Source organism: Bacillus sp. (in: firmicutes) (assembly GCA_012842745.1).
Taxonomy (GTDB): Bacteria; Bacillota; Bacilli; order Bacillales; family Bacillaceae_J; genus Schinkia.
Window position 1 is genome coordinate 75,925 of the sequence record DUSF01000054.1, and the last position, 17,060, is coordinate 92,984.

Annotated in this window: 15 protein-coding genes; 10 read left to right on the forward strand and 5 right to left on the reverse strand. The window is 36.0% G+C overall.

From position 1 onward, the window contains the following. Window positions 1–15 precede the first annotated feature (15 nt). The 4 genes from GX497_14555 to GX497_14570 are packed head-to-tail and all read left to right on the forward strand — an operon-like array spanning window position 16 to window position 4,052. On the forward strand, window positions 16–831 hold the full coding sequence (locus GX497_14555) for a DUF4430 domain-containing protein (protein HHY74413.1): 816 nt from the start codon (window positions 16–18) through the stop codon (window positions 829–831). Then, a complete protein-coding gene (locus GX497_14560) occupies window positions 824–1,708 on the forward strand; it encodes an energy-coupling factor transporter transmembrane protein EcfT (GenBank protein ID HHY74414.1) in 885 nt (294 codons plus the stop codon). Before GX497_14555 ends, GX497_14560 begins: the two co-directional genes overlap by 8 nt. Beyond that, a complete protein-coding gene (locus GX497_14565) occupies window positions 1,690–3,366 on the forward strand; it encodes an ATP-binding cassette domain-containing protein (GenBank protein ID HHY74415.1) in 1,677 nt (558 codons plus the stop codon). Before GX497_14560 ends, GX497_14565 begins: the two co-directional genes overlap by 19 nt. Next, entirely contained in the window at window positions 3,342–4,052 is a 711-nt protein-coding gene (locus GX497_14570) for an ECF transporter S component (GenBank protein ID HHY74416.1), read from the forward strand. Before GX497_14565 ends, GX497_14570 begins: the two co-directional genes overlap by 25 nt. Before the next feature lie 68 nt (window positions 4,053–4,120). Here GX497_14570 and GX497_14575 read toward each other — a convergent pair whose 3' ends face one another. Continuing rightward, window positions 4,121–5,281, reverse strand: a complete 1,161-nt coding sequence (locus tag GX497_14575; GenBank protein ID HHY74417.1) for a radical SAM/SPASM domain-containing protein — start codon at window positions 5,279–5,281, stop codon at window positions 4,121–4,123. A gap of 208 nt (window positions 5,282–5,489) precedes the next feature. Between GX497_14575 and GX497_14580 the strand changes: the two genes are divergently transcribed. Beyond that, window positions 5,490–6,299 carry a tyrosine-type recombinase/integrase gene (locus GX497_14580; protein ID HHY74418.1) on the forward strand — a complete coding sequence of 270 codons (810 nt, stop codon included), beginning with the start codon at window positions 5,490–5,492 and terminating at the stop codon, window positions 6,297–6,299. 133 nt (window positions 6,300–6,432) lie between these two features. Beyond that, a complete protein-coding gene (locus tag GX497_14585; GenBank protein ID HHY74419.1) occupies window positions 6,433–7,323 on the forward strand; it encodes a LysR family transcriptional regulator in 891 nt (296 codons plus the stop codon). 56 nt (window positions 7,324–7,379) lie between these two features. Here GX497_14585 and GX497_14590 read toward each other — a convergent pair whose 3' ends face one another. The 3 genes from GX497_14590 to GX497_14600 all read right to left on the reverse strand — a co-directional run bounded on the left by GX497_14590 (window position 7,380) and on the right by GX497_14600 (window position 12,700). Next, window positions 7,380–9,563, reverse strand: a complete 2,184-nt coding sequence (locus tag GX497_14590) for a malate synthase G (GenBank protein ID HHY74420.1) — start codon at window positions 9,561–9,563, stop codon at window positions 7,380–7,382. Between the two features lie 262 nt (window positions 9,564–9,825). Further along, window positions 9,826–10,053, reverse strand: a complete 228-nt coding sequence (locus GX497_14595; protein HHY74421.1) for a hypothetical protein — start codon at window positions 10,051–10,053, stop codon at window positions 9,826–9,828. A gap of 121 nt (window positions 10,054–10,174) precedes the next feature. Continuing rightward, the gene (locus GX497_14600; GenBank protein ID HHY74422.1) at window positions 10,175–12,700 is read right to left on the reverse strand and encodes an EAL domain-containing protein; all 2,526 of its coding nucleotides are present in this window, start codon (window positions 12,698–12,700) and stop codon (window positions 10,175–10,177) included. Window positions 12,701–13,016: 316 nt separating this feature from the next. Here GX497_14600 and GX497_14605 point away from each other — a divergent pair, with 316 nt between their 5' ends. Continuing rightward, a complete protein-coding gene (locus GX497_14605; GenBank protein HHY74423.1) occupies window positions 13,017–13,484 on the forward strand; it encodes an EamA family transporter in 468 nt (155 codons plus the stop codon). A gap of 96 nt (window positions 13,485–13,580) precedes the next feature. Here GX497_14605 and GX497_14610 read toward each other — a convergent pair whose 3' ends face one another. After that, on the reverse strand, window positions 13,581–13,727 hold the full coding sequence (locus GX497_14610) for an FbpB family small basic protein (protein ID HHY74424.1): 147 nt from the start codon (window positions 13,725–13,727) through the stop codon (window positions 13,581–13,583). Between the two features lie 222 nt (window positions 13,728–13,949). On the opposite strand from GX497_14610, the gene GX497_14615 reads away from it, so the two are divergent. Genes GX497_14615 through GX497_14625 form a run of 3 tightly spaced genes read left to right on the forward strand, consistent with a single transcriptional unit; the run spans window position 13,950 to window position 16,975 of the window. Beyond that, window positions 13,950–14,558, forward strand: coding sequence for a TetR/AcrR family transcriptional regulator (locus GX497_14615; protein ID HHY74425.1), 609 nt, complete (start codon window positions 13,950–13,952; stop codon window positions 14,556–14,558). An 18-nt stretch (window positions 14,559–14,576) separates the two neighbouring features. Further along, window positions 14,577–15,776 carry a biotin/lipoyl-binding protein gene (locus GX497_14620; GenBank protein HHY74426.1) on the forward strand — a complete coding sequence of 400 codons (1,200 nt, stop codon included), beginning with the start codon at window positions 14,577–14,579 and terminating at the stop codon, window positions 15,774–15,776. Next, the gene (locus GX497_14625; GenBank protein ID HHY74427.1) at window positions 15,773–16,975 is read left to right on the forward strand and encodes an ABC transporter permease; all 1,203 of its coding nucleotides are present in this window, start codon (window positions 15,773–15,775) and stop codon (window positions 16,973–16,975) included. Before GX497_14620 ends, GX497_14625 begins: the two co-directional genes overlap by 4 nt. The last annotated feature ends 85 nt before the right edge of the window (window positions 16,976–17,060 follow it).

Genomic DNA, 17,060 nt, shown 5'->3' on the forward strand with positions numbered 1-17,060 from the left:
AAGGAGGTTTTTGAATTGAATCATATTATAAGATTACTAATTATACTTGTAGTAACAGCAAGTTTTCTTGTTGGCTGTGCTGCAAAAGAGGTCACTAACGAACAGAATAATAAAATTGAAAACGAAATGCAGCAAGATTTGCAAGAACAATTGCCGATATCTGAAAAATCTGCTGATAATGAAGATAGTGGTCAATATGTAAAGGAGGAAACTGGAGAAATAGCTGAAACAACAGAGAAAGCAGTCAGCAAAGATCACAATGAACCTACCACTTCCAAACAGGAGGCTAATGCAGCAAATCAACCAAAAGTGAATCATAATGAAACTACATCAAATGAACCTAAATCAATTGAAAGTAATAAACTTGAAGAAAAAGAAGCTGACCAATCATTAGGTCAGGAGCAATCCGCAGCTATAAATTCAGCTACATTATCAGGCACTGAGCAAAAAATAGAAGAGCAAAAACGAAGTGAAAAGCAAGAAAATGTGGTTTCGATTTTTATTAAAGGTGATGAACAAGCTGGTGTTATTTTGAAATCAACAAAGGTTGCTTTTGAAGCAGGTGATACAGTTTTAGAGCTACTTAAGAAGGTTGCGAAACAAAATCGTATCCAGATGGAGTATAGAGGAAGCGGCGCCACAGCTTATATCGAGGGAATAAATAATTTATACGAGTTTGACAAAGGTCCAAAAAGCGGCTGGATGTACAGCATTAATGGTGTTTATATGAAAAAAGGTGCTGGATTGGCTAAGGTAGAGCAAGGAGATAAAATTGAATGGATTTATACGCTAGACCTTGGAAAAGATATCGGAGCAAATGTGAATGAATAATTTTCAGGGCTTCAATGCTTTACACCCTGCTGTGTGCTTTATATATTATATGGGGCTATTCTCTTTAAGCATGCTATTTGTACATCCCTATTTCTTAGTTGTTGCTTTACTTTCAGCCTTGCTTTTAAACTTTTTTCATAATCGGGCTAAAGAGCTAAGAAAAGGAATGCGCTTTTATATATTTATTGGAATGGCTATCTTTATTATTAACCCACTCTTCTCTCATCGTGGTGCTACAATTTTATTTTATTTATTTGATCAACCAATTACGTTGGAAAGTATGATGTTTGGTTTTTTAATGATGCTATCAATTTTAACAATTTTAATAGCGTTTGCATCTTTTAATTTTATTCTTTCAGAAGATAAGTTCATTTTTTTATTTTCGTCAATTGCCCCGAAAACGGCTTTACTCATTATGATGACATTTCGATTCGTACCGCTGTTGAAAAGAAGATTAACGGAGATTACCAATGTCCAAAAAACAAGAGGAATTAGTGTAATGTCAGGAACAATTAAGCAAAGGGCGAAAGCTGGAGTGAGCCTAATTCATATTTTAATGACGTGGTCACTGGAAGAGGCGTTGCAAACAGCTGATTCGATGACTGCAAGAGGTTACGGCTTAGGAAAGCGGAGTTCTTTTTATACTTATCGCTTTTATAAGCGGGATATTTGTTTTCTCATTTGGTTTAGCATACTTTTCGTTGTATTAGTTGTGTTTGGGGTATTGGGCATGGGGAAGCTTGACATTTATCCGCAGCTGGAATCTCTAAAACTTACATTAGGTGAAAGTTATCTATTTTGCCTTTTTTTATTATTTTTGTTTACCCCTCATTTTATCGAAGGGAGAGAATATTTTAGATGGCGTTTATTGAAATAAAAAACTTTTCCTTTATATATGCTGGTGAGGATAAGGCATTATTAAAAGATATATCGCTTGCAATAGATGAGGGCGAAATAATTTTACTTTGTGGTCCTACAGGTTGTGGGAAAACAACATTGTTAAAGCAACTGAAAAAAGAAATTGCACCGCTTGGAATGAGAAGTGGCGTTATCTTTTATGATAAAGTGGAGCTTGATCTTGTTTCTCTGCCTACATCGGCAAAAGAAATCGGCATTGTTTTTCAAGATCCCGAAAATCAAATTGTCACAAGTACAGTCTGGCATGAACTAGCCTTTTCACTAGAGAATTTCGGCTATTCCGCTAATGAAATTCGCAAAAGGGTAGCAGAAATGGCTTCATTTTTTGGACTTGAAAATTGGTTGAATTTATCCATTCATGAACTTTCTGGAGGGCAGCAGCAACTGGTCAATTTAGCTTCGATCTTGCTTTTGCAGCCCCGGTTATTACTACTAGATGAGCCGACAGCACAGCTTGATCCAATCGCGGCTCGGGAATTTTTACAAATGATTCATCGCATTAATCAAGAATTTAATATAACAATTGTAATTGTCGAACATCGTTTGGAAGAAGTGTTCCCAATCGTTGATTGTGTTGTATTATTAGAAAATGGCGAAATAAAGTTGAATGATACACCGCAAAAAGTTATTCAGCAAATTGACAAAACGGATGTATATTTTCAGTATTTGCCTGAAATTACTAAGCTGTTTCTATTCATGAATGAGAGCTTTGATGTAAGGACATCTGTTCCGATAACCGTAAGAGAAGGGAAAAGATTCCTTACAGATAGCTTGGAAAGAAAACTAGCAGAGAGGGAGCAGTTCATTGCGCAGAAAGAAAATGATGCTGACCCTATTCTCGAATGTAAAGATGTTTTCTTTCAATATGATTGTGGTGAAAAGCTTGTATTGGAAGGTGTAACCTATTCAATGCGCAAAGGAATGTTTTCAGCGATTATTGGCGGAAACGGAGCAGGCAAGTCTACATTATTAAAAGTATTGGCAGGGGTAGAAAACCCTAGAAGAGGTAAGGTTTTACTAGCTGGAAAACCATTAATAAAATTGAAAATAGAAGAACGGTATCAGGAAATTGGCTATTTATCACAAAATCCACTGGCATTATTTACGCAAGATACTGTAAAGGAAGAATTACAGTTGGCAGTTGAACTGGCTAATATGCCGGAGAATAGTCATCAGGCATTAGAGGAAAGGATTGAATTTTTTTCATTGCAAAAATTGCTGGACAAACATCCGTATGATTTAAGCGGCGGGGAGCGGCAAAAGCTCGCTTTAGCATGCATACTTTTAAAAAATCCGCAGATTTTACTCATTGATGAGCCGACAAAAGGACTTGATCCAAGCTTTAAACAAGATGTTGGCACATTATTAAAAGAATTACAATTAAAAGGCATCTCCATTTTGATGGTTACACATGATATTGAGTTTGCAGCAAAATATGCTGATTATTGTTCTCTATTATTTGCAGGCAGCATAGTTGCTGAGGGAACAGCAAAAGAGATGTTTAGTCATAATTATTTTTATACAACGGCAATAAATAGACTAGTGCGAAGCTATCTTCCTCAAGCACTAAATTATGAGGATGTGTTAAAAGTATGGGACGGGGTAAGTTGTTATTAATTTTTTCGCTACTATTATTTGGCATGTTATTGTACGGTACGGCATTTCAAGAGGGAGACCATTATTTTCTACTTAGTTTTGCTATGTTGTTTGTAGCTATGTTTCCTTTTTTTATTCGTTTTGAACGGAAAAAAATGGATGCAAGAGGTATTGTGCTCATTGCCATTTTGGCAGCTTTTGCTGCTGTAAGCCGTGTGCCATTTGCCGTATTGCCAAGTGTTCAGCCTACTACATTTATCGTGATTATGACAGCGCTTGTGTTTGGGGCTGAATCAGGATGTCTGGTTGGTGCTATTGCTGCTTTAGTGTCTAATCTCTTTTTAGGACAAGGACCGTGGACACCATGGCAAATGTTTGCTTGGGGAATGGTTGGACTATCGGCTGGTCTTTTAAAAGAATGGCTATGGTCACGGAAAAAACTATATTTATTGCTATTTGGGTTTATATGGGGTTTTTTGTTTGGCTGGATTATGAATCTTTGGTATATCATTGGGTTTATGGAGAATATAAGTTGGAGTGTTATCTTAACAGCCATTGCCTCAAGCTTCTATTTTGATTTGGCCCATGCTTTATCAAATCTATTTTTCTTATCTATTTTTGCGACAAGGTGGAAAACAATCCTAGAGCGTTTTAAAGTAAAATATGGTCTGCTGAAGGGGGGCGCTAATTCCGTATGGCTGAAGTAGCACTGGGAAGCACATAGGGTAGTTTGCCCACCCGTATCGCAGACAAGTATACAGATCATACTATTTATTTAAACTAAGGATTGTTCTCTTTTTCGCAACGCTTCAGGTATATAGACACAGTATGGTTCACTTTCTAGGTAATCTCCCGTTACTGCAAATGCCCTTGAACGGGAGCCGCCACAGGCAAAACGGAATTCACACACACCACATTTTCCTTTATATAAATCTGGATTACGCAATTCTTTCAAAACAGGTGACTCACGGTAAATTTCTTTTAAAGGTGTTTCACGAACATTGCCAACTTTGATTGGCAATAATCCGCTTGGATATACATCGCCAACATGCGACACAAAAATAAAGCCATTTCCATCATTTACACCCTTAGGTGCACGTTTTATGCCGTCAACAAGTGAAGCGGCATCTGTTGTGATGCTATCTTCATAATGAATTTCGCCTTTTGATATTTTTTGTTCTTTCATTTTTTGTTGAATAACAACACGGCGATAATGTTGGGCGGCCGTTGTTTTAATATCATATGGTGCCGTTTTGCTTAATTCATAGAGCCATAAAAATACTTTTTCATGTTGGGCAGGTGTAAGACAGTCGTCCAATTGCCCCCGCCCCGTCGGTACAAGTAAGAAAATATACCACATCACAGCTTTTAAATCCTTCACACGCTCAGCCATTTCTTCAAGATGATCATAGTTGTATCGGGAAATAACTGTATTGATTTGCAGCGGCATCTCCAATTCATTTAAATATTTAATTTTTTCTAATGTAAGCTGAAAAGAACCAGGTGTTCCACGGAAGTGGTCGTGAATCTCAGGTGTTGGACCGTCAAGGCTGAACCCCCAGCGGGAAAGACCAACAGCTTTTGCTTTCTCCATTTTTTCCTTCGTAACATTATCTGTGGCACTAGGGACCATCGATACGCGTATCCCTTTCTTAACTGCATAATCAGCAAGCTCCAATAAATCTTCTCGCATCATACAGTCTCCGCCAGTAAATACAAGCATCGGATTGTCCATTTCATAAATTTCGTCAATCAGTCTCAAGCCTTCTTCATGGGTTAACTCATTTGGGTCTGGTGTTGTTTGGGCATCGGCCCTGCAGTGCACACATTTCAATTGGCAGGCTCTTGTAACCTCCCAAATCACGATAAATGGATTAACATTGTAGTCAATTATTTTTCCATGGCCTATTCGATGTGGGTGTCCCTGTTTTTTCATCCATATCACCTGTCCTATTCTTTCTGGGAATACATTTATTATAGAATTATGGCAGTCATAGTGAGTAGGAGATGTGTTACAAATTATTTACAAAATTATTTGAAAAGTTATTATCCTTTACTATAAAATTTTGACAATTCCATTTATTATTTTACTTCTACGAATCAAAGGAGTATAATTAAGTTAACCTAGTAATGGGGGGAGCAAATTGAGAACTGATGCTAGTCTATTAGAGTTTTTTGAAGAATGGCTATTACATCAAGAGAAATCTCCTAACACAATTAACACTTATAAGGGTGCTATTCAAAAATTAAGCCATTGGTTAAATGAAAATAAGCGTCATTTAGAAACGCTTACTCATAATGATATCCAAAATTATATGAATGAGCTTGAAGCAGAAGGGAAAAGCGCGGCAACAATTGATAAAGTTTATGCTACAATTCGTGTTTTTGCCCAATTTTTAGATCATCCTGATATCGTTGCCAATATTAAACGTAAAGAAAAAGAAAAGAATATTTATCAAACTGTTCCAGAATTTCTAAAGGAAGATGAAAAAATTAAACTATTAAAAGACGTTCAAAAAGATAGGGACGTGCGCAATACCGCAATCGTTTACATGCTTTTATATACAGGAATTAGATTATCTGAACTATGTAATTTAAATTGCAATGATATTGATATAAGTGAATCAAATGGAACTGTGACGGTTACAAATCCGCATGGCAACAAAAAAAGAACCATTCCGATTCCAAAAGATGCTCTAAAGATTTTGCAAAATTATGTAGAAACTTTACCGGAAAATTATAATGGCCCGCTGTTTATTTCAAAACAAAATAACAGACTAACGACCAGGTCCATTCAATATATGTTAGAAAAATATGAGATTAACCCACATAAACTACGCCATACTTTTTGCAGGGATTTAATTGAAAAAGGGTTGGATATTGTTGATGTTGCCCAGTTGGCTGGACATAATGATATTAATATAACAAAAAGATATATTATTAAAGGTGCATAATATAGTTTTTTAGGATACACACGGATGATTTGTCTAGGCAGCTTCAACATGCTAGTTGGGGCTGCTTTTCTAATTGTATTATTTTTGTTAAAAAGCTATGATAAAAATAATGTCATAAAATGGGGTGAAACAATTGGATATTCGCCATTTAGAGTATTTTGCTGAAATTGCCAAGCATTTAAGCTTTACAAAAGCAGCTTCATCGCTGCATGTTTCGCAGCCATCACTAAGTAAAGCGATTCAAAATTTAGAAGGGGAGCTAGGAGTGCCGTTATTTTATCGTTCGCCAAAACAATTAGAGCTTACAGATGCAGGGAAAGCCGTGTTAATTAATGCGAAAAATGTTTTGGAAGCTTTTAATAACTTAACCTCTGAGCTGACTGATATTGCTGAGTTGAAAAAAGGTGAAATTAGAATTGGCATCCCACCGATTATGGGGGCTGCTTTTTTTTCAACATTGATTAGTCAGTACAAAGAAATCTATCCTTTAGTAGAGATTCATCTTTCAGAAGTAGGTTCGAAGGTCATTAAAGATGGGGTAGAAAATGGCTCACTAGATATTGGTTTAATTTGTAATGTCCCGATTAAAAATGATAGCTTCGATGTTATCAAACTATTAAAAGATCCGTTAATGGTTATTGTTCATAAAGATCATCCATTAGCAAACGATAAGGTCATCGACTTTACACAATTAGAAAAGGAACCATTCATTTTATACCGAAAAGATTTTTCTTTACATGATCAAATTCTCGATGTTTGTGCAAAACACGAATTTTCACCAAATATTGTTTGTGAAACATCGCAAAAGGATTTTATTATTGAGATGGTTGGCGCTAAATTAGGCATTGCTTTATTACCTAGTAAAATTTGCAAGGAGATTAATAAAAATATTGTCGCCATTCCTTTTGAACAACCTGAAATCAATTTAGAGCTTGGGATGATTTGGAAGGGGAATAAATACCAATCCTTTGCGGTGCGTGAATTTATCGAGATGGCGAAAAGATTTTCTGCCGCTGAAAATTAAAATGACATGAGGATTCGAGATGACCCTCATGTCATTTAGTAGCTTTGCAGCTCTTATTATTGGATTTTTACTGGAAACTTAGTTTTTGCTTCAGCGCGGCGGCGATGTAAAATTGGCTCTGTATAACCACTTGGTTGATCATAGCCTTTAAAAATTAAATCACATGCAGCTTGGAAGCCAACAGAATTATCATAATCTGGTGCCATTGGGCGATAAGCGGAATCACCAGCATTTTGTTCGTCAACGACTTTTGCCATGCGTTTTAATGTTTCTTCAACTTGTTCTTTAGTACAAATGCCATGATGTAACCAGTTTGCTACATGTTGGCTGGAAATACGTAGAGTTGCTCTGTCTTCCATTAGACCAACATCGTTAATGTCTGGTACTTTCGAACAACCAACACCTTGTTCTACCCAACGAATTACGTAGCCTAGAATACCTTGACAGTTGTTATCAAGCTCCTTTTGGATTTCTTCTTGTGACCAGCTTGGATTGTGCTCGATTGGCAATTGTAAAATATCATCACGTAAATCTGTAATATTTTTTGCAATTTCATTTTGAACATCAATAACATTTACTTCATGGTAATGTAGCGCATGCAATGTTGCTGCAGTAGGTGATGGTACCCATGCTGTATTGCCGCCAGCTTTTAGGTGGCCAATTTTTTGTTTCAACATTTCAGCCATTAAGTCAGGCATTGCCCACATTCCTTTACCGATTTGGGCATGACCTTGTAAGCCGCAAGTTAAACCAACATTTACATTTGATTTTTCATAAGATGTAAGCCATGTTGATGATTTCATTTCACCTTTGCGAATCATTGGGCCCGCTTCCATTGATGTATGAATTTCATCACCAGTACGATCTAAGAAGCCAGTGTTAATAAATACAACGCGGTCTTTAACGGCATGAATACAATTTTTCAAGTTTAACGATGTACGGCGTTCTTCATCCATAACACCGATTTTAACTGTATTGCGTGCTAATTGAAGCATATCTTCAACACGTCCAAATAGCTTGTTTGCAAAGGCAACTTCTTTTGAACCGTGCATTTTCGGTTTAACAACATAGATAGAGCCTTTTTGTGAGTTTTTATGTTTTGTTTTTCCTAAAACATCACGTGATGAAATTAAACAACTAATAGCAGCATCTAAAATTCCTTCAGGTACTTCATTGCCATCTTGGTCTAGCACAGCATTGCTTGTCATTAAATGACCAACATTACGTACGAACATTAATGAACGGCCAGAAAGAGTAAGCGTGTCACCAGTTACTGTTGTGTAAGTGCGATCTTCGTTTAGAACACGCGTCATTGTTTTACTTCCTTTTGCAAAAGTAGCGGCAATATCACCTTTAATTAGACCTAACCAGTTGCGGTATACCCCAACTTTATCTTCAGCATCGACAGCAGCAATTGAATCTTCAAAGTCCATAATTGTTGTGACAGCTGATTCCATTACAATATCTTTGACTCCAGCGGGGTCTGTTTTGCCGATTGGATGATTTCGATCAATTTGGATTTCAAAATGAAGTCCATTATTACGGAATAAAACAACAGCTGGATTTTCAACATCACCTTGATAACCGACTAGTTTAGCAGAATCTTGAAGCTGTGCATTTTCCCCATTTGCTAGTGAAACAGATAATTGATTGTTAACAATTTTGTATTCAGTTGCATCACGATGAGATCCAGTTGTTAATGGAATCGTTTGATCAAGGAAATCTCTGCCATATTGAATAACGAGCTCACCACGAACAGGGTTATAAGCGCCGCTTTTTGTTGCTCCGTTTTCTTCACTAATTGCATCTGTTCCATATAAGGCGTCATAAAGGCTACCCCAACGTGCATTCGCAGCATTGATTGCATAGCGTGCATTATCAACAGGCACAACAAGCTGTGGACCACCTTGAAGTGCAATGGCATCGTCTACATTTTGTGTGTTAATTGCGAAATCTTCCACTTCAGTTTCAAGATAACCAATGTCTTGTAAAAATGCTTTATAGTTTTCAAAATTAAAAGAGCCTTTATTTTCTAAATGCCAAGAATTAATTCTTCTTTGAAGTTCATCACGATGTTCTAATAATGCTTTATTCTCAGGTGCTAAGTCCTTAATAAGCGATTCTAGTCCTGCCCAAAATTGTTCAACAGTCACCGCTGTCTCTGGAAGGGCTTCGTTATTGATAAAATCTTGAAGGATCGAAGCTACCTGTAAATTGCCGATTTTTACGTAATTAGTCATTCTGCATTTTCCTCCTTAAATTATAAAGATAGTTCTCTCCTGAACAATGAATGAAAATTTATAATATTATCTCTATTTTTATTGTTATTTTATATTATAAAAGTTTTCTTGTCAGCTTGAAAATATATATTTCGAATAATAGGTATGCAATTAAGTTATAAGGATAGAAGAACATATAGTTATTGTCTAAAAAGTGCTGCGATTCATATCGTACAAAAGCAAAAAGGCTGCCTATTGTAGCAGCCCCAATTATATTAAAATCTTAAAGTTCACTTTGCATTTTCGGATTTTCGCGCGTGGACATCCAGTTCTTAATATCTGTTAAAATGGCAAACACTAAAAAGGAATTAATAATCCATACTGATATGAATTGAGGGGTTGTACCTAGTTTCATCACACTGTAATCTTTCAATTCCATGATAATAAAAGCCTCAAGAAAAATTAATCCTAGACCAAGCAGTAGAGAAGTCCCAGCACGATACAAATTCAATTACTTCCTTTCCGTTCTTTTTCTTATTAAATGTTTTCTGAATATTATAAGTTTACCATAAATCTTTAATTAGGACAAACAAGGGCGGAAGAAGGATATGAAAAAGTAAGCCTCTTTTGTTTTAGAAATTATTTTTAGTCCAAACCTTTGCTTTGTCTTGAATGTCTGGGAATTTTTCTTCCAATTCATTTGCTGGAAGTGGATGCCCGAAATAATAACCTTGAACTTCATGACAATTATTTTTTTGGAGAAAATCAACCTGCGTTTTCTCTTCAACACCTTCAGCGATGACATCAAGATTTAAATTGAAGGCCATGCTGAGTATGGTTGAAACGATTGCTGCATTTTCCTCATTTGTAGTGATATCTTTAATAAAGGAACGGTCAATTTTCAAGCGATCAATCGGCAGCATTCTTAAATAATTGAGTGAGCTATAACCGGTGCCAAAATCATCAACACTAATTTGCACGCCCAATTTTTTTAATTGATCAAGTGTTTTGATGGCTTGGTTTAGAACGACGGTCATGCTCTCTGTTATTTCAAGTTCAAGCAGATTTGGCTCAAGACCTGTCTCTTTTAAGATGTTTTCAACGATTTTTACAAGATTTGTTTGTAAAAATTGCTTTGTTGATAAATTAACAGAGACAACAATTGGAGGGATGCCGTCTTTTATCCACTTAGCTAGCTGTTCACAAGCTGTTCGTAGTACAAATTCACCAATCGGAATAATAAGCCCTGTTTCTTCAGCAATTGAAATGAATTTTCCAGGTGCAATAATGCCTTTTTCAGGATGAACCCATCTAACAAGTGCTTCCAAGCCGCTTATTTGTCCTGTTTGGATATTGACCTTTGGTTGGTAGTAGACAGTAAATTCATTTCGATCGAGCGCTTTTCTTAAATCATTCTCAAAAATAAGCTGTTCATATGTTGAGTCTTTTTCAAGCGGTGTATAGATTGCATAATTATTTCTGCCTAACTCTTTGACTCTATGCATCGCAGTGTCAGCGTGCTTGATAAGTGTTTCAGAATCCTGGCCATCTGTAGGATATAAAGCAATACCGATACTACAAGTGACGTGAACTTCATAGCCTGAAATAGTAATTGGCCGATTGATTGTTCTCGTAATTTTTTCAGCGAGCATAGCGGCGTCATTTCCATCATTAATTTTTGGCAATAAGATGATAAATTCATCGCCGCCAATTCGACCAACAGTATGATCGGGATCAACACAGCTTTCAATTAGCCGCGCGACATACTTTAGCAGTAAATCGCCAAAATCATGTCCTAGTGAATCATTAATAATTTTGAAACGATCCAAATCCAGAAACATAACAGCTAACATATATGAGTTTTCGTGATTTTTTATTGAATTTAAAGCTCTATCCAAGCTTGATTTAAAATATCGGTAATTTGGCAAATCTGTTAAATAATCATGAAAGGCCGACTGCCTTAGCGACTCATAAGCGTATACGCGATCCAATGCAATCGATATTTGATTGGCGAATACAGCAAATGTGCTATCCTCTTTTATATTTTCTTTAAAAAAATTTTTTTGAAAGCTTCCGATATTTAATGTCCCCATTACTTTGTCATTAATCATTAATGGCAACGATATCGTTGCCTTAATTCCTTGCCTTAAAGGAACCTGTTCACAATCGTATATATTCGTAGATGGTAAATCATTACGTATTACAGGTTTTTGTGTGTTGGCTACGATTTGAAATGGTGTGTCTTTAAGAGGAATCTCACTTATCATTATATTGTCATTATCTGTAATATAGTGAATAGTAACAATATCTTTATTATCATCGAATAATGAGATTGATAATCTGTCAGGATTTAAAAAAGCTTTGATTTCTTTTAAAATAATACTGATTACATCATAATGACTTAAATTTTGTTTTAAAACTGATTGCGAAATATTTCCTAGTGTTTTTAATTGCTTAATTTTTTCTGAAAGCCTTGTCGTTGCTCGCAAAACTTCTTTTTTTAAGTTTTCTTCATTTTGCTCAATCGTTGCTGCCATTTGGTTAAAGACTGTTGATAATGATTTGATCTCAACTGTGCCTTCTACATTAACCTGTATATGGCGTTTTCCTTCGCTCATCGCCCTTGCCGCATTCATTAATTCCTTAAGCGGCAATGTCAATTTTTTGCTGACAATCACTGAAATAATCATGGAGCCTGCTGAAACTAATAACATAATAAGAAGAGTATAAGTATATAATCTATTTTGCTTTGATTGTAAGGCATCCTTTTTTAGGGCAATCTCAATTTCTCCCAAGTATGAGTTGAAATATAATAAAGGAACCTTTTCAATAAATAAATCTTTGTTTGTGAAAGTCTCTCCTTTTTGATTGACGACTTTTCCAGATTGATCCCTAACAATAACGTATTGAATGTTCGGTTGATCTAGCAGCGAATAGGCAAGTGGAGAGATACTGCTGTAATCTTGATTTAGCATTGAAAGGGCAATGGCCGAACGTAACGTAGTTGCTGCTGTAATTCCTTCACTCCTTAACCCTTCTTCTAAATTGTCAGCTGCGTGATAAAGATAAATTGAGCCAAGTGCAATTATACAAATTAGGATCAGAGTGTTCATGGTTAGCCATATGCGAAATGTAATGCTATTTCTCTTTGCTAACATTTCCTATTTCCTCCATTTTCGAAGCCGTTCTTGTGTGTATTTTTTAAATTATTTAATTCGCCACTATATGTCAAGTACACCATTATTATACATTATATTCTTAAATAAACATTTTAAAAAGTCGAAAAAGCAAATTAAAGCTATTAATTTTTTCTCCTTTTTCATAAATTGTTCATTTTTTTTAAGGCCAATGTAGATAGTTTTGGAAAGTGCAAACTGCAGAATTGATATATTTATATAATTAATACTAGCATAAAATGAAAGGGAGTCATATAATAGTTTTATTATTTTTTATATTGAAAGACGAGGTATTATAATGGAAGAAGAACAAAAAATGAAAGGTTTCTTGTATGGCTTTTTTGCCTATTTAATATGGGGAGTACTCCCGTTATACTGGAAGGCATTAGATGGAATACCCGCTGAAGAAATATTAGCACACCGTGTATTTTGGTCCTTTATATTAATGGTTTTTATTATCGTTTTCTTTAAAAAGTGGGACTCTTTTTTAGAAGAGTTAAAAATAATGATCTCAAATAAATTGTTATTACTATCTGTCGTCCTATCAGGTGTTCTTATTAGCGGGAATTGGCTTATTTATATTTGGGCAGTTAATCATGACCATGTCCTTGAAGCTAGTCTTGGTTATTATATTAATCCATTAATAAGTGTCTTGTTGGGCATTATCGTTCTAGAAAACGCATTTTATCGCCTTTTCGTCTATTTGGCTCGCATTAATAATCTATTCTTTATCAAATGTGAAACAAATTCGAATCTTCTCGTCTAAACATTATTAAAACAAAAAAGAGCCAAGCATTTGCTTTTGTTTAGATAATTAATAATTTTCTAAATTTTAAAAGCAAAGATTGGCTCTATTATTTTATTAGCTTCTTGACATGGACGCTGCCAGTTGTTTTTGATGTTTTTTTTCTAATTTTAATTCGATCCGATCTAATTCTTTTTCGTCGCGCATTAATTCCATTTTATTCTCTTTTACTAACTCTTCAAACGACAATATTCTTTTTTTCATTACATAATCCTCCAATCAGTTTTTTTATAATAATCCTTTTTCTATATTTATTATTATGACTTTAGTATAAGTTTACTCTATTTCGACAATATATGATATTTATCACATTTTCAACTATTTATGACATAAGTTCACAATATGTTAACAATTTTCTGAAAAATCATCCGAATAGTGAAAATACTTGAGATTAAATGAGTTGTATGATAAATTATTTTTAAGAAAATGACTAAAAGACTAAAATGGTCAACAGGTGGTGCTGTAGTGGATAAAAGAGAAAAAATTAGACAGGCAGCAACGAAATCTTTTGCGATGTTTGGTTTCAAAGGGACAACTGTCGATCAGATTGCAAAGATTGCTGGTGTTGGAAAGGGAACAATCTATACTTATTTTGAAAATAAGGAATTAATTTTACATGAAATTATTCGTAATTTAATTCAAGAAATGAAAAAGGTTGCTGAAAAATCAATTCAGCCGGAAAGAACGACGTTCGCGAATTTGCATGAGGTCCTTTATGCCATTCTTCTTTATCGAAAAGAGCACGAATTAATGATCAAACTTTCCCAAGAGGTAAAGGAATATGGGACTGAGGCTGCTAAAGAAGCACTTATGGAAATTGAAAAGGAGTTAATTTTTTATATTCAAAGCTTTATCGAAAAAGCCATCCAAAATCAAAAATTTAAGAAATGCGATCCGAAAATCACGGCATTTGTCATGTATAAATTGTACGTTTCTTTAGTTGTCGATTGGAATGACAAACATGAGGTGCTAACGAATGACGAAGTTTTTGATTTGTTTAGGCTCTATTTAATGGAAGGTTTAATGATCCAATAGAAAGAAGGATGGATTGAGATGAAAAATTTACGGGTGATTGTTTTTCTTGTCATGTCTATATTAATTGCTGGCGGAGCAACCCTTATTTATACAAGCCAAGCGTCTGGTGGGAATTCACCAGTCAATAAGCCAACAGCCTATATTGAAGCAACAAATGTAAATGCCAGCTTCAAAATTGCTGGGAGAATCACCGAGGTGTTAGTGGATGAAGGAGACCATGTTAAAAAAGGGCAAGTTTTGGCACGGTTAGAAAGTAAAGAATTGGAAAACAAAGTAGCGCAGGCAGAGGCTGCCATTTTATTGGCAGATGGCAAAATAGCCGAGGCTAGCGGTGCTAAAATGGCAGCAGCCGCTAAAGAACAACAGGGTAGTGAAGCTGTCACAATAACTGAACAATCAATTGCAAGCCAAATCGAGCAAGCAGAGGCGGGGATTAAGGCTGCAGAGGCAAATGTGCAGGCCGTAAATGCAAAAGTGAATGCAGCAAAAGAATTGTATGATATCGCAACAACGAATTATGAACGCGCCACAGCTTTGCTAGCAGCAGGTGCCACAGCGCAAGTTCAGGTTGATGAAGCAAAAGCTAAAATGGAGCAAGCAAAGGCTGAATACCTTGCTTCTAAAGAACAGGAAAAAGCTGCGATAGCACAAGTAGAGCAGGCTAAAGCAACTATGAACAACGCGATTGCCAATCGCGGAAAAGTAGGTGTCAGTAAGAAAGATGTGGAGGTCGCAAGTGCATCAGTTTCCCAAGCAGAAGGAGCGATTCAATCAGCAAAAGGAGGAAAAAACCAAGCAGAGGCTGCATTAGCTGAAGCGAAAACATATTTAGGTTATACAGAATTAGTCGCTCCCTCTGACGGAGTCATTGTGACGAAATCAGCAGAAATGGGTGAGTTAGTCAATTCTGGTTTTCCTATTTTTACAATTGAAACAAATGGTCCGAAAACAGCTCATTTTTATCTTGATGAAACGGAAGTTGTCGATTTAAATAAGGGGGATAAAGTGATTGTCGAATTAGTAGCGGCGAAGCAAAAAATAGAAGGCATAATTAAAATGGTTTCCCCTGCCGGTGATTTTGCTGTGAAAAAAGCAACGCAAAATATCGGGGATACGGATGTCCGTTCTTTTGCCATTAAGGTTGAATTGCCAAACCTCCCTAGTGGTGTCCAAACTGGTATGACGGTTAAATTGCTAGGTAAAGGTGAAGCCAAATGAAAATAGGGCAAATCATAAATGAAGAGTGGGGCAATATATTTAAAGATAAGCGCCTATTTGCCGTTCTTTTCATTATCCCGATTATGTATACTGCAATGTTTGGCTATCTTTATTCTAATCACCGCGTAAAAGAAATGGCTACAGTTATTTTAGATGAAGATGGGAGTCCGTTAAGCCGTCAAATTATCAAGGCTTTTGATGAAACAGAAACATTTAATATTACTAAACAAGTCGGAACGGAAGCAGATATTCAGCCATTACTTGAATCAGGAAAGGCAAAGGTTGCCATCGTCATTCCAGGTGACCTATACAAAAAGGTTTTGCGCGGTGAAGAAGCGCCGATTATGACGATCATTGACGGCAGCAATATGCTTATCTCTAACGCAGCAACAAAGGCGGTGAACGAGGTTATAACAAATTTTAGCTTCGGCGCTTCATCGGAAAAGTTGGCTCAAAACCATTTTAATGCTGAACAAATAAAGTTGACACTCCAAGCGATGCCGTTTAGAACAAGGGTGTTGTATAATGGAACTTTTAATTATGCGGATTTCCTTGTTTATGGTCTAATTGGTGTGGCATTGCAGCAGGTTTTATTGTTGGGCTTATCATTAACCGTAACCCGTGATAAGGAAAGGGGCGAATGGGGGAGATTTCAAGAATGGCGTGAACATCCTTGGAAAATTGCATATGCGAAAACAGCGCCTTACTTTTTAATCGGTATTTTTGACATCATTACAACATTTTTAGTGGCGATTTACGGCTTCAATTTGCCGATGCGTGGCAGCATTATTCCTATAACCTTTTTATCAGTAGCGTTTACATTTGCTTTATTAGGAATCGGTTATGTTGCAAGCTTGTTTTCGGCTAATCAAGTTGGGGCTACGCAAATTACGATGTTAATCGCTGTTCCATCGTTTTTGTTATCTGGCTTTACATGGCCATTTGAAGCAATGCCAAAATTCTTAAGTTTTGTTGGGCATCTTTTACCATTAACTTATTTTCTAGATGGGGTAAGAAATATCTTCATTAAAGGTGTCGGGTTCGATTTAATTTGGAGTGATTGTGTTGTTTTGTTATTGATGGGTCTTGTGACATTTTTAATAGCTTTCATTGCTTCAAGCTTAAACAAATACTGGGAGAGGGAAACACGCCACGATTCACACATAATCAATGAGCATGAAGGCATACATTTGAATTAGTGGAAGGAGTAGAAGGCTGACATAATAGTTGGCCTTTTTCTGTGGAAATAATAATCCATAATAAGGAAATACTAATGAAATAGAA